This is a genomic window from Draconibacterium halophilum (assembly GCF_010448835.1).
Lineage (GTDB): Bacteria > Bacteroidota > Bacteroidia > Bacteroidales > Prolixibacteraceae > Draconibacterium > Draconibacterium halophilum.
The window spans coordinates 3,828,244-3,842,874 of sequence record NZ_CP048409.1; the positions used below are offsets into that span (position 1 = coordinate 3,828,244).

The window sequence follows — 14,631 nt, forward strand, 5'->3', positions numbered from 1 at the left end:
ATTTATGACAATTGTACCAAAACATCGTCTTCATCCACACTGTCGCCATTGGCTTTTAAAATGCCAACCACTGTTCCTTCGCTCTCAGCAACAATAGCGTTGTAGGTTTTCATCGATTCGATATAACAAATCAAATCACCCTCTTTTACTTTGTCGCCAACTGTAAGCGCGGTTTCCGATGTATCTTTTGTTAACATGAATTTTCCTTCCAGCGGAGCAATCACCTCTGAAGCGATGCTGCCGTTCACTGCCGGGGCAGCTTCTTCTTTTGCAGGAGCAGAACTCGTAGCTTCAGGAGCAGCTTCAGTACCATCGTAGCTAACGCCTACTTTAAATTTCTCGCCATTCACATCAATCACCATCGATTTTGGCTCGAATACACCGGCAGGAACTTCAACTACCTGTGGTTTTGGCTCTGCAGCAGCTTTCTTCTCTGCCAGGTCGGCTTCAAAATCAGCTTTTGCTTTACCCGATTTGTAAGCGCGGTATTGCTCGGGGTGCATAGCCAGTTCGAATAACTCTTCGTCGTCCTGACCATAATCCCAACCATTGTCGTCCATTTCTTTCTTGAACACATCAAGGTTATCAGGATACTGCTCTTGTGGAACGCCGGTAAAGAATTCCTTTCCTTTTTCTTTGGCCAGCTCAATAATCTCAGGAGCTAATTCTCCCGGAAGTTTTCCTGATTTACCGATGATCATATCCCAGATGTTATCGGCAATCATACTCCAGCGCTCGCGTCCTTTAATTACCTGCAACACGTTCATCAATGCCAGGTTTTTCACGTACTGACTAAATGGAGTTACCAATGGTGGGTAACCTAATTTAGGCCATATATATTCTACTTCCTCAAACAGTTTTATCAGCAGATCGTCCTGCGATAAGGTTGGTTTATTGCGTTTTGTCAGCCATTTGTTCAGGCTCTCGAGGTTGTTATCCAGGTCAGCCATCAAACTACCCATCATTCCGCCAGGAAGACCTGAACCAATCAACAATGAGTTCATGTGACGGTTTTTTGGGTTGATATAATAGCCAAGGAAATCGTCGATAAACTCCTGGGTCATCGCGCGAACTTCCATGTACGCTTTCATGTTTACCTCTTTTACGGCATAACCGGCATCTTTTAACATACCCTGAACGGCCAGTACATCGGCGTGACCGGTACCCCACGAAAGTGGTTCCATAGCAACGTCAACATAATCAACTCCGGCTCGTGCAGCCTCTAAAATACTTGCCATTGAGAAACCAGGACCAGAGTGACCGTGGTACTGAACAGTAGTTTTAGGATGTGCTGTTTTTATGTTTTTGATGATTTTTCCGATGAAAGCAGGACGGCCAATACCAGCCATATCTTTTACACAAATCTCGTCGGCACCCATTTCAATTAGCGTGTTGGCCAGATTAGTATAATATTCTACCGTGTGCACTTCCGAAATGGTTAAACTCAACGCTGCCTGCGAAATCATTCCTCCTTCTTTGGCAAACTTAATTGAGTTTTCAAGGTTTCGCGGATCGTTCAATCCACAGAACGAACGGGCAATATCTGTACCCTGTAATTTCTTTACTTTAAACATCAGCTTACGAACATCGGCAGGAACCGGGCTCATACGAATACCGTTCAAAGCACGCTCTAACATGTGTGTTTGAATGCCGGCATCGTTAAAAGGCTGTGTCCATCTGCGGTTGGCAATGTTTGGATTTTCGCCAAATAAAAGGTTGATCTGTTCGAATCCACCACCGTTGGTCTCGACCCTGTCGAAACATCCCATATCGATTATTGCAGGTGCAACTTTTTCCAGTTGTTCTACTTTGGGAACGTATTTCCCTGAAGATTGCCACATATCTCTATACAGCAAGCTAAATTTAATCTCCTTCTTCATTTCTGATTATTTTTGGTTTATTGGATAAATACGATACCGTTTACTTCTTCACCGTTTTTTTCCTTCGTTTGCTCTATTCTGTCTGGTTTCTCGAATCGCCTCCACGGAATAGGTTTCGGAAGTTGATATCAGTTAACTATTCACTCATTTTCTCTACCGATGTAACACTGCCTTTTCCTTTGGTAGTAATTTGAACAGCCGAAACAATGGCTGCCAGCTTCGATGGATTAATCTCGCTTTGCGACGACCCAGAAGAAGTCGGGTTCTCGACAACAGCAACTGCAAAACGATTGGTAATCCGAATAATTAGGTTTCCTAAAACCACCACCATAATGAGGATAAAAAAAACGGTGCTCATGCCCGTTAGCATCAATTTTAAAGCTTCGTTCATATTTTGGATTTTGTTTAAATTGATTTTTTAAGCTTGCAAATATATATTTCATTATCACATAGCGATTCGAATAACTTACGATTTGACTTTTTTTGGCAGTTTTAAATATCATTTTGAAAGTTAAAATAAAGAAATAATTCTTTTTACATATATAAATAGTTAAATATTAACAAGTTATAAACGCTTAAAAAAACAGGAAGCTATCACCTGCTTTACAACATAAATATCAGGCAGTTAACATTAAGGTTAGATTTGAATCAATTTTTGTGTAAAAAATACACATTCATAAAATAACTGAATTTCAGACCTGATTATCCACATTTCGCATTAACATGCGAATTCAAAAAATATGAGTTTAGGAAAAAACAATTGATGCGAATAAACAGTTTTACCGAATTTCTGTAATCATCAAAATTAATGTACCTTTGCACCGGATTTTAGATTTAAGAATTATTGATCTGCCTCCTAATCCCCGCCTTAGGATATTTTGACTTTTTTTAAATCTCATTTCTTAATAGTAAATTTTTTTAAATCGCTGCTGATATTTATTAAATTCGAGGTCAGTAAGCTAAAATCATTATTAAAAAACTATATGGGAAGATCGAAAGAAACATTTGGTAAAAAAGAAGTACGAAAAAAACAAGCAAAAAAGAGAAAAGAGAAAGAAGCAAAGAGACTCGCCAGAAAAGATTCTGATACAAATTCGAACCTTGACGATATGATTGCCTACGTTGATGAGTTTGGAAATATTACTGATACCCCTCCAGACGAAACACAAAAGGAAAAAGTTAAAGCTGAAGATATTGACGTCAGCGTGCCAAAAGGTGGTTATGGAGAAGATGAACCAAGAGAAAAACAAGGCGTGGTTACTTTCTTTAACGATCAAAAAGGATACGGGTTTATTCGCAATTTGTCGAACAACCAAAATATTTTTGTTCATATAAACGAAGTAGATGGCGAGATAAAAGAAGGCAACCGTGTTACGTACGAAGAAGGACAAGGCCCCAAAGGACCTGCTGCTATGAACGTTAAGCAGTCTAAATAATCTGTTCAATAAAAATAAAAGGTAACTTTTACCAAAAACGGTTTACAAGATGGGAAAAGATTTAAAGTTAGCGGTACTAATCGATGGCGACAACATTCCATCTGCATACGTGAAAGAAATGATGGAAGAGATTGCTAAATATGGCAATCCTACCATTAAACGTATTTATGGCGACTGGACCAGACCCGGTTTAAACAAATGGAAAAACCTTTTGCTCGACAATGCCATAACACCTATACAGCAATACGGCTACACCATCGGTAAAAATGCTACCGACTCGGCAATGATTATTGATGCCATGGATATCCTTTACAGCGAAAAAGTAAATGGATTTTGCCTGGTATCGAGCGACAGCGATTTTACCCGTCTGGCTACCCGTTTGCGCGAAGCCGGCATGCATGTTATTGGCATTGGCGAGAAAAAAACGCCGGATCCGTTTATCGTTTCGTGCGACCGCTTTATTTACATCGAGATCCTGAAAAGCCGCTCAAAAGAAAATGAAACTTCTTCCACCAGCAAAACAGAGAAAAAAGGCGTAGACAAAGTAACACCAAAAGTTATTCGTCTTATTTCGAAAACAATATCGGATCTGGCCGACGACGACGGGTGGGCTTTCCTGGGCGATGTGGGAAGTTTATTGCAAAAGAAACAACCTAATTTCGATTCCAGAAACTACGGTTTTGAAAAACTTACGCCACTGATCGACTCAACAGGGATGTTTGAAATTGATCAACGCGTTGGCCAGGGAAAATACAAATTGATGTATGTTCGGAATAAGAAGCGGTAGAAAGATTTAGGTCGATACAGAATGATTTTAAGATTGAAATAGGTTGATTTAAGAATCAGGTTTCGAGCTTCGAAAACTGTGACTCGCAACGAATGAAGCTTTGAGCACTTTTCTCTGAAAACTTGTAACAGATTTCTCGCTTCGCTTCGAAATGACAGCAACTTTTACCTCCTAACTATTGCTTTTCCACCTTTGCTTTGTGCCTTTTCCTTACTGCTAGTTAAACAACTCCACAATTTCTTCCTGCGTAACTTGCTCAAACGGATTATTGGAGTTGATAAACTTATCGGCCAGCGAGCTTTTGCGGTCTTTCAGCTTTTGAATTTTTTCTTCTATTGAATTCTCGGTGATAAAACGATACACAAAAACGTGCTTATCCTGCCCAATGCGGTGAGCACGGTTAATTGCCTGGTTTTCGGCTGCCGGGTTCCACCACGGATCGATAATAAAAACATAATCGGCCTCGATAAGATTCAACCCCACTCCACCGGCCTTTAACGAAATCAGGAATATCCGGTTATCTTCATCTTCCTGAAATGCTTTTATAACTTTTTCGCGTTTGGTAGTTTGCCCCGTTAATTTGCTGTATTTCCACTTTTCCTCTGCTATTTTATTCTCCAATAATTCGAGATGCGTTACAAACGACGAGAATACCAGTACCTTGTGTTTCTCGGCCACAAGGTTGCTTAACATCCTAAAAATCTCATCGAATTTACCCGATCGCTCAAGATTTCCATCATCTGCCAGCGACGGGTGATTAGCCAATTGACGCAATTTGGTGAGGCCCTGTAAAACCACAAACTGCGATTTCTTGAGTCCCTCTTTTTCAATTGTCGACAAAATAGTATTTCTAATTACCGATTTCTCCTGCTCGTACAATTTTTCTTGCCCGCTCACCATCGGGCAAACCCTTATTTCCTCCATCAACGGAGGAAGGTCTTTTGCCACTTCAACTTTTTTACGACGCAAAACAAACGGACGGATCATCAATTGTAGTTTTTCCATTTGCTCTTCGTTGGCATGTTTCTCGATGGGCGTAATAAAAGTTCGTCTAAAAAATGCCAGGTTCCCCAACATTCCGGGGTTTAGGAAATTCATTTGCGACCATAAATCCGACAGTGAATTTTCGATTGGTGTTCCGGTAATTACCAGTTTATAGCGGGCTTTAACATCCATTACCGCCTTGTAAGTTTTCGAGCTGGAATTTTTTATCGACTGGCTTTCATCTAAAATCAGGTAAAAGAATTCAGTCGTCCGCAACTTGTCAATGTCGTTACGAACCGTGCCGTATGTGGTAATTATAACATCGTAGTAAGAAGCAATTTTATCAAGTTCTTCGGCCTTTTTACGTTGCGTTCCTACATGTTGGTAAACTTTTAGCGCCGGCGTAAATTTCCTGATCTCGTTACTCCAATTGTGCACCAGCGAGGTAGGCACCACAATTAAACTGGCCGGTTGTAGAACCACATCCGATTTCGATTCGCCAGCAAAAAGATCGCGTTGTCCACTTACATCAACAGGATCATGAATTTTAATTTCCTGTTTCAAACGTTTCAGCTTCAATAAAAGCGTAAGTGTTTGCAGGGTTTTTCCCAATCCCATATCATCGGCCAGGCAACCTCCCAGTCCGTTACGATACAAACCGTACATCCAGTTAAAACCTTCTTCCTGGTAATTTCGCAGGGTGGCTCTTAAATTCGCAGGCAACACCGGACTCTCCTTTTCGGCATTTACCAGTTTCGCATATTTCTGTTTTACATCTTTGTCAACTTCCTGAATTGAATTTTGCAGCAATGTAAAATGATGCTTTTCAAATTTGATGTGCTCTCCCTGCTGTTTGCCAAAAGGCAGTAGTCCTTTGTAGCGAGCAAACCATTCTTCGGGTAATACGGCAATTTCTCCGTTTGGCAATTCAAACTCCCTGATGTCGTTTAAAATGTACTTTTTCAGCTGAATAAAAGGGATGCTAAATTCGCCAAACTTAACCACTGCATAAACATCAAACCAGTCGCCTTTTGTCTGGGTTTTCAATTCCAGCTTCTGATGGCCTGTATAAAACTTCTTTTCCAGTTGTTGCTGCTTTATCTCAATACCTTTTTCTTCCAGTTGTGGTCGTTTCTCATTTAGCCAGTTCACAAAAAAATAGAGGGCATTCTGCGGCTCGAGCAACGAAACACCATTTAAGGTATACGATCCGTTATCCTCCTTTAGGCCCGTCCTTTTAACGACTTTTAAAATTGCCTTTTCCCAGGCCAAATCGCGTGTAGTTTTATAATAGACAAACGTGCCGTTTTGCTTTTTTACACTCACCGCCATTTCACGGTCAGAATCAGGAAGGAATTTTTCGTCTCCATATTCGAAATTCAAAACCAAACACGGCCGGTACTGCAAATTATTTTCGAGCGACAACACTGCTTTTCTACCGGTAGAAGCATGAATAACTTCAAATCCTTTGGCTTTTACGTCGTAATCGCGTACGGTTTTTAATACAAACCCGGAGTAGTATTTATCCTCTATAGTGTTGGGCACAGTAACATAATCTTTCTCGAAAAAAGGCATCAGTTTCTTGGCATTCAGCTTTTCAAACGCGACCAACTGATTTTGGTAAATTAACAAACAAGGATCGTTGGTTACTACTTCCACCGATCGCGCTGTTAATAGCATTTCTTTTTCATCAAGAAATATGCGGAGCTTATAACGGGTTTGCGATTCGGTGCGTTCGAATTCATATTCGGGGCGGGCAAAAAACGGTGGTACTTTTAATTCGTCCTCGTCGTACAGATTCGAATATTTTGCCTCTTTACGAAACAATCGTACCGGACTGAGCATCAAAATGGAACACACCTTCATCATACATTTCTCGATAAAGGGTGTTACCTGTTTTTCAAAATAGCCGGGGCGCAACGAAGCAAAAAAATCGGACACATTGCCAGCACGCGAAAATTTTTTGGTCAGTACCTCATCGCTGTATTTTTCAATAAGCTGAATTAGTTCTTTTTCGTAGGGTTTAAAAGTGTATTCCGAATCATTCAGGTCGTGCGGTTTTACCAATCGTACCACTGAATAAAAACGCTCCTTCTTTTCAATTAAAAAAGGTTGAAAAACCAGTCCCAGATAACGGTGCTCGGTTAAAGCTATTATAAATTCAAATCGGTCCATTTACTGCTTCAAAAAAAAGATACACACAAAATTTAATGTCGTGGCGCGGCTTACCGGTTATAATAAAAGAACCTCAAATATATAAAAGCTGTGCGGTTGCTTGAGATATTTCAGCAATTAAGTTTAAATAAAAATAACATCTTTGCAGATGTAAAACTTATATTATGAAAAATCTGACCGTAAATAAAATCAAAACAGCGTCTCCCATTTCTATTCTGGAGGCTGCAAAACTTCTGGAAAAACATACTGATCTTGAAGCCATTAACATTCTAAATTGGAAAAATGCTTTTCCATACATACCGGGTGTTCTATTCAGAATTGCACATACCGGCAATGAAATATGGCTGAAATTTTACGTTCAGGAGAAAAATATTTTGGCGCAGGAAACCGAAATAAACGGCGATGTATATAAAGACAGTACCGTTGAGTTTTTTATCTCGCTAGACGGAACTAACTATTACAATTTTGAGTTCAACTGCATCGGCACACCCCATGTAGGTTATGGTCCCGGCCGTGGAAACCGCACCCCAATTCTACCAGAAACGTTAAAGCAAATCGATATCGAATCGAGTTTAGGCAAGCAGCCATTCGCCGAAAAGTCGGGAGATTTTTCCTGGGAAATGATGATTTGTATTCCGACACAATGTTTTGCTTTTGATAAGATTGAAAACTTAAATGGACTGGAAGCAACAGGCAATTTCTACAAGTGCGGCGACGAAACATCCGATCCGCACTTTGTAACCTGGAATGCTATTGATACTGAAAATCCTGACTATCACTGTCCGGAGTTTTTCGGAAAAATCAGTTTCGAGGACTAATAAAAAACAAATTTCTATTTCTTGAAAATCCCATTAACAGCCCGTGGTATGCTCTCTCCACAATAATGCATGCTATAAAACAGTATTCTATTTTACTACTTACCTTGTATTACTATGTATTTGTTAATACATTAGCCGAGAATACATTGAATACAAGCATGACTAATAATAAAGCAGGACAAGATTTTAATATACGCTGGAAGTCACAAATCAAGAAAGGGCTGATCGAATATATGATTTTGCTTTTCCTTGAGAAAAAGACCTATTATGGATATGAACTCATTGATATGATTCGCGAACTCTCATCAATTGAAATTGCCGAAGGCACACTCTATCCCTTACTAAATCGCCTAAAAAAAGATGGTATGCTAAGTTCGCGCTGGCATGAACTCGAATCCGGAATTCCGAGAAAATACTACACTATTACCAATAAGGGAGCTGAACAAATTCAACAAATGAATGCCTACTTCGATTTAATCGACAGCTCATTGTTACAAATAAGAAACTTAAAACCGTAAACTTTATGAATAAATTTATCCTTGCTTTTGATCAGGGTACTACCAGTTCCCGTGCAATTGTTTTTGATGAGCATGGCGCAATAAAATCTGTTGCTCAAAAAGAGTTTGAACAAATATTTCCGAAGCCGGGCTGGGTAGAACACGATCCGAATGAAATATGGTCGTCGCAGGCAGCCGTTGCAGCCGAGGCGATAACTAAAATTGGCATTAACGGAAAGAATATTGCGGCAATTGGTATTACCAACCAACGCGAAACAACCATTGTTTGGGACAAGGAAACCGGTGATCCTGTTTATAATGCAATTGTTTGGCAAGACCGCAGAACAGCAAAATATTGTGATGCTTTAAAAGAACAAGGCCACCAGGAAATGTTGCGCAAAAAAACCGGATTGGTAATTGATGCTTATTTCTCGGGAACCAAGGTGCAGTGGATTCTGAACAATGTAAAAGGAGCGCGTGAAAAAGCAGAAGCAGGAAAACTCGCCTTTGGAACGGTGGATTCATGGTTAATTTGGAAACTTACCCGTGGCGAAAAACACGTAACTGATATTACCAATGCAAGCAGAACTTTATTGTACAATATAATAGATTGCTGCTGGGATAAAGAGCTGTTGGAATTGTTCGATATTCCGGAAAGTATGTTGCCAGAAGTTTGTGCATCAAGCGAAGTAGTGGGCCACACCAAAACAACCATATTTGCTCACGAAATACCAATTGCAGGTATTGCCGGCGATCAGCAGGCAGCTCTGTTTGGTCAGCAATGCATTCATCCCGGTATGGCAAAAAATACGTACGGAACAGGCTGTTTTATGCTGCTCAATACGGGTGAAAAAGCGATCCTGTCAGAAAACAACCTGGTAACTACCATTGCCTGGAAAATCGATGGAAAAGTATCGTATGCACTTGAGGGGAGTATTTTTATTGCAGGAGCCGCAGTTCAATGGATGCGTGATCAGTTGGGCTTAATAAACAATGCTCCTGAAATTGAAGAATTGGCATTATCGGTTGAGGATAACGGAGGCGTTTATTTTGTTCCTGCCCTAACCGGACTTGGTGCACCTCACTGGGATCAGTATGCACGTGGCATTGTTGTTGGCATTACCCGTGGCACTTCGAACGGGCATTTTGCACGAGCAACAATAGAAGGAATTGCGTTCCAGGTAATGGACGTTCTGAAAGCAATGGAAGCCGACTCAGGTATCGAAATTAAAGAATTACGTGTTGATGGCGGAGCAGCAGCCAATAACCTTTTGTTGCAGTTCCAATCGGAAACATTACAATCTCCGGTAATACGTCCACGTCAACTGGAAACCACGGCTTTGGGCGCTGCTTATCTTGCCGGATTAGCAGTTGGATATTGGCAAAACCTGGATGAATTGCAATCGCAATGGGAGAAAGACAAAACATTTACTCCACAGATTTCAAAGGAGATAATGGATAAATCTATACGCAAATGGCAAAAGGCACTTACAAAAGCCAAAGCGTGGATTGATGATGATGACGAATAATTACATCTCTCAAAAATAGAAAATTATGAAAAGGCATAAGCAATTACGCAAAGCAAAAGCGGAAAAAAAATGGGACATTATTGTAATTGGTGGTGGTGCCTCCGGTCTTGGAGTAGCACTCGAATCTGCCACTCGAAAATACAAAACCCTCTTACTTGAAGGAGCCGATTTTGCCAAAGGCACATCCAGCCGAAGTACGAAACTGGTGCACGGCGGAGTTCGCTATCTTGCCCAGGGAGATATTTCGCTCGTTCTTGAAGCATTACGCGAAAGAGGGTTAATGCGGCAAAATGCGCCTCACCTGGTTAAAAATCAATCGTTTATTATTCCTAACTATGAATGGTGGGGAGGCCCGTTTTACACCGTCGGATTAAAAGTTTACGATATGATGGCCGGAAAGCTGGGGCTTGGCCCTTCCGTTCACCTCTCGAAACAAGAGACACTGGAAGCCCTGCCAACACTTAAAGAAGAAGGCTTAACAGGTGGTGTTATCTATCACGACGGACAATTTGATGATGCCAGGCTTTCGATTAACCTTGCACAAACTGTTATCGATTACGATGGGGTGGCGGTTAACTACACCAGAGTTATCGGATTACTAAAAGACGAGGAAGGGATGATTTGCGGGGTAAAAGCAAAAGACATGATTGATGGTGATGAATTTGAGATACAAGCCAAAGTAGTGGTAAATGCAACAGGTGTTTTTACCGACGAGGTTTTACAAATGGACGAACCCGGAGTGCCTAAAAAAGTGGTGCCCAGCCAGGGTATTCACCTGGTGCTCGATCATGAATTTCTAAAAGGAGACCATGCCGTAATGATACCAAAAACCGACGACGGACGTGTACTATTTGCCGTTCCGTGGCGCGGGAAAGTTGTTGTTGGAACCACGGATACACTTATTGAAGAAGCAAGTTTGGAACCAAGAGCACTTGAAGAAGAGGTTGAATTTATATTAAATACTGCAGGAAGATACCTAACACGTACTCCCGAAAGAAGCGATGTAAGAAGTATTTTTGCAGGTTTGCGGCCCCTTGCAGCTCCCGAGGGAGAAGATAAAAAGACAAAAGAAATTTCCCGCAGTCATAAAGTAATCGTGAGTTTATCAGGACTTATAACCATTACAGGCGGGAAATGGACTACCTACCGAAAAATGGGTGAAGACACCATAAATAACGCAGTAATTCTCGCCGGACTACCGGAAATACCTTGCCAAACCGAAAACCTGGCAATTCATGGTTACACAAAAAATATTGATATTGATGATCATTTTTATGTGTACGGATCGGAAGCAAAAGCCATTAAAGAAATGATTGAGAATGACCCAAAAATGGGAGAAAAATTACATGATCGTTTGGACTTTACGGCTGCCGAGGTAGTTTGGGCTTGTAAAAAAGAAATGGCAATGACCGTTGATGATGTTTTAGCACGAAGAGTAAGAGCCTTATATCTTGATGCACGTGCTGCTGAAGAAATGGCCCCCAAAGTAGCAAAAATAATGGCAGACGAATTGGATAAAGATGCTGATTGGATTAATCAACAAGTTGAAGAATTTACTAAACTTGCAAAGGGATATTACCTGTAATGTTTATTAAACAATAAAACTAAACTGTACCGAATTATATAAAAACAAACCTATAACTAAAATGAATGAATTTGTAGCAGAAATCATTGCCACAATGATTATGATACTCCTGGGAAACGGAGTGGTAGCTAATGTAGTACTAAAAGACACTAAAGGCCATAACGGTGGATGGATTGTAATTTCACTGGGCTGGGGGCTCGCTGTAATGATGGCAGTAATTGTGGCTGGCCCGATAAGCGGCGCCCACTTAAATCCGGCGGTAACACTTGGCCTAGCAATGGGCGGACTGTTCCCGTGGCCCAAAGTTCCAGTTTACATTGCCGGCGAAATTATTGGGGCCATGCTTGGCGCTATACTTGTCTGGTTTTCCTACCATGATCATTTTAAAGCAAACAAGAATGAAGCAGGTTTTTTGGGCGTATTTGCCACCACACCGGCTATCAGAAATTATAAAAATAATTTTGTTACCGAGCTCATCGGAACATTTGTTTTAATTTTTGTAATCTTTTACATCACTGATATTAAATTTGAAAGCCTGCAATTTCAAACTGTCGAGGTTGGCTTAGGTTCCATCGGCGCACTTCCTGTTGCCCTTCTTGTAACAGCAATCGGGCTAAGCCTGGGTGGCCCAACAGGTTACGCAATAAACCCTGCCCGCGATTTAGGACCACGCATCATTCACAGTTTGTTAAAGGCACCAAATAAAGGCGATTCAGACTGGGCGTACTCGTGGGTCCCCATTTTAGGGCCAATTGCCGGCGCAGCTATTGCCGCCGGGCTATTTTGGTTTTGTTAGAGCAAGCTCTCCACAATCCTGGAAAAAAGTCACTAACAGTCATTCGTTAGTGACTTTTTTTTTAGGTACACCGTACCTTTCATCCTATATATTAATACCAATCAGTTGTTATTTATAGGTCCATTTCTTAACTTGTATATTCAATTAATTTACAGACTCAAAGTTGTGACCCGGAGAAATACAAACCAGTGACGCATGAAACAATATTCACGGCATTCCTCTGTAACGATGATCCTCTATCTTTTAGGATTAAAAATTCATTGAAACAGTACCCGAAGAAAATACAACATTGATTAATAAAATGCATAAAACAAATTATGATGGAAGATTTATTAAAAATAGCTTTCGCAGAGCTGGGAACTGAAGAGATTACTGGCTCGGAACACAATCCTGAAGTACTAAAATATGCCGAAGAAACGGGCATTGCAGGCATTACCACCGACGAAATTCCGTGGTGTAGCAATTTTGTTAACTGGGTGGCTATGGAAGCCGGATTGGAGTACACGAAAAAGCCCAATGCTCGCTCGTGGTTAAATGTTGGCGTAAAAACCAACAACCCCGAGCCGGGCGATGTTGTTGTTTTCTGGCGCGAAAGTCCCGAGTCGTGGAAAGGGCATGTTGGCTTTTTCCTTGGTGTTTCAACCGATAAAAAACGTGTGTATTGCCTTGGTGGCAACCAGGGCAACCGTGTTTCGGTTTCGGCTTACCGCATAAATACTGTGTTATCTTATCAGCGTTTGGCGGCACGTCAGCAACTGGTTATTCCCGATCCGCTATTACAAAAAGGGAGTAAAGGCGCAGCTGTTGTGATGCTGCAGGATGCACTGAAACTTTTAAATATAAATGTGGGAACTTCCGACGGCGATTTTGGACCAAAAACCGAAAACGGTGTAAAAGAATTGCAAACTCGCTTACCGGAACTCGAAATCAACGGCATCTACAACAACGAAACCCGCGACCTGCTGGAATCACTGTTCCAGGCTTAAAAGCTAAACATCCAATATTTTACTCAACACTAAATTCAAAAAATTATGACAACAAAAGTAGCAGACTTAACACCCGATGAATTTGTAGCACTTCTGGATGATTTTTATGCTGAACCCAAAAAACGTTACAAACTGAAAGAAGCAGAGATTAAAGACCTTGCCATTCGTTTAAACGAGAAAATCGATGTTCCGTTTATAAAAGAAACCGGCGAAGAAAAGATACTGGTAAAAGTGATTTTTAAAATCGATACTTTTTTGTACGATCATCTGCCCAACGAATTTTACGATGTTATCCGTAGCACCGATCATGGTATTTCGAAAAAAGAAGCCCGTCGTCTCGTGAGACGATTAACACGCCTTGCCAATCAAAAAATCGACATTCCTTACCTCCCTGAAGTAGCCGAGCATTTTGCCATCAAATTTGTAATAGGCATGGTGGTTAAAGCCGCACGCAAAAAACTTAATTTCGACGAAGTTCGGGCAAGTTCAGCAGCAATAGCTGTTCCCGAATCGGACGAAGATATTGAAGCTATGGTTGAAGATTAATACCAGTTGCCCCGATATAATTGAAACTTTGTATCTTGATAACTGCTACGAAAATAAACCACAATTATGAGCAAAATTAGATTACATCGGGGCGATATTACCCAACTTGAAGTTGACGCCATTGTTAATGCAGCCAATAAATCGTTGCTGGGGGGTGGCGGAGTTGACGGAGCTATTCAGCGGGCTGCCGGTCCCGAACTTTTAAACGAAAGCCGGCAACTTAACGGTTGCGAAACCGGCGATGCTAAAATTACCAAAGGTTATAATTTACCCGCTAAATTTGTGATCCACACCGTTGGTCCGGTTTATAACGGAGGAAAATACAACGAAGCCGAAAAACTGGCATTGTGTTACCGCCGAAGCTTGGAAGTGGCGATGCAAAACGATGTAAAAACAATTGCTTTTCCGAATATCAGCACCGGCGTTTATGGCTACCCAAAACAAGAGGCAGCAAAAATTGCTACCAAAACGGTGAAAGAATTTCTTGATAACAATTCGGGAATTGAGGAAGTGATATTTTGTGTATTCGACGAAGAAAATTACAACATTTATAACAATCTGCTAGCTTAAAACAACATAAACGCACGTCAATTAACGTCTTTATTCCGCAGA

Annotated in this window: 13 protein-coding genes; 10 read left to right on the forward strand and 3 right to left on the reverse strand. The window is 40.9% G+C overall.

Features of this window, described 5'->3' with window-relative positions:
* Positions 1-2 precede the first annotated feature (2 nt).
* On the reverse strand, positions 3-1,880 hold the full coding sequence (locus tag G0Q07_RS15495) for a biotin/lipoyl-containing protein (protein WP_163347838.1): 1,878 nt from the start codon (positions 1,878-1,880) through the stop codon (positions 3-5).
* 136 nt (positions 1,881-2,016) lie between these two features.
* Entirely contained in the window at positions 2,017-2,271 is a 255-nt protein-coding gene (locus G0Q07_RS15500; protein ID WP_163347840.1) for an OadG family protein, read from the reverse strand.
* A gap of 592 nt (positions 2,272-2,863) precedes the next feature.
* Between G0Q07_RS15500 and G0Q07_RS15505 the strand changes: the two genes are divergently transcribed.
* Both G0Q07_RS15505 and G0Q07_RS15510 read left to right on the forward strand, forming a co-directional pair.
* Complete coding sequence (locus G0Q07_RS15505) at positions 2,864-3,316, forward strand: cold-shock protein (RefSeq protein ID WP_163347842.1); 453 nt, start codon at positions 2,864-2,866, stop codon at positions 3,314-3,316.
* A gap of 49 nt (positions 3,317-3,365) precedes the next feature.
* Positions 3,366-4,103 carry an NYN domain-containing protein gene (locus tag G0Q07_RS15510; protein ID WP_163347844.1) on the forward strand — a complete coding sequence of 246 codons (738 nt, stop codon included), beginning with the start codon at positions 3,366-3,368 and terminating at the stop codon, positions 4,101-4,103.
* A 216-nt stretch (positions 4,104-4,319) separates the two neighbouring features.
* Here the strand turns inward: G0Q07_RS15510 and G0Q07_RS15515 are convergent, their stop codons facing one another.
* Positions 4,320-7,262, reverse strand: a complete 2,943-nt coding sequence (locus G0Q07_RS15515) for a DEAD/DEAH box helicase (RefSeq protein ID WP_163347846.1) — start codon at positions 7,260-7,262, stop codon at positions 4,320-4,322.
* Positions 7,263-7,426: 164 nt separating this feature from the next.
* Between G0Q07_RS15515 and G0Q07_RS15520 the strand changes: the two genes are divergently transcribed.
* The 8 genes from G0Q07_RS15520 to G0Q07_RS15555 all read left to right on the forward strand — a co-directional run bounded on the left by G0Q07_RS15520 (position 7,427) and on the right by G0Q07_RS15555 (position 14,589).
* The gene (locus G0Q07_RS15520) at positions 7,427-8,080 is read left to right on the forward strand and encodes a carbohydrate-binding family 9-like protein (RefSeq protein ID WP_163347848.1); all 654 of its coding nucleotides are present in this window, start codon (positions 7,427-7,429) and stop codon (positions 8,078-8,080) included.
* A gap of 65 nt (positions 8,081-8,145) precedes the next feature.
* Positions 8,146-8,598: a PadR family transcriptional regulator gene (locus G0Q07_RS15525; RefSeq protein ID WP_203532570.1), complete on the forward strand. Its 453-nt coding sequence runs from the start codon at positions 8,146-8,148 to the stop codon at positions 8,596-8,598.
* A gap of 5 nt (positions 8,599-8,603) precedes the next feature.
* Positions 8,604-10,106, forward strand: a complete 1,503-nt coding sequence (gene glpK / locus G0Q07_RS15530; protein WP_163347856.1) for a glycerol kinase GlpK — start codon at positions 8,604-8,606, stop codon at positions 10,104-10,106.
* Positions 10,107-10,131: 25 nt separating this feature from the next.
* A complete protein-coding gene (locus G0Q07_RS15535; protein WP_163347859.1) occupies positions 10,132-11,691 on the forward strand; it encodes a glycerol-3-phosphate dehydrogenase/oxidase in 1,560 nt (519 codons plus the stop codon).
* 61 nt (positions 11,692-11,752) lie between these two features.
* Positions 11,753-12,487: an MIP/aquaporin family protein gene (locus tag G0Q07_RS15540; protein WP_163347861.1), complete on the forward strand. Its 735-nt coding sequence runs from the start codon at positions 11,753-11,755 to the stop codon at positions 12,485-12,487.
* Between the two features lie 320 nt (positions 12,488-12,807).
* Positions 12,808-13,473, forward strand: coding sequence for a C40 family peptidase (locus G0Q07_RS15545; RefSeq protein WP_163347863.1), 666 nt, complete (start codon positions 12,808-12,810; stop codon positions 13,471-13,473).
* Between the two features lie 45 nt (positions 13,474-13,518).
* Positions 13,519-14,019 carry a hypothetical protein gene (locus G0Q07_RS15550; RefSeq protein WP_163347865.1) on the forward strand — a complete coding sequence of 167 codons (501 nt, stop codon included), beginning with the start codon at positions 13,519-13,521 and terminating at the stop codon, positions 14,017-14,019.
* 66 nt (positions 14,020-14,085) lie between these two features.
* Positions 14,086-14,589, forward strand: coding sequence for an O-acetyl-ADP-ribose deacetylase (locus tag G0Q07_RS15555; RefSeq protein WP_163347868.1), 504 nt, complete (start codon positions 14,086-14,088; stop codon positions 14,587-14,589).
* Positions 14,590-14,631 lie beyond the last annotated feature (42 nt).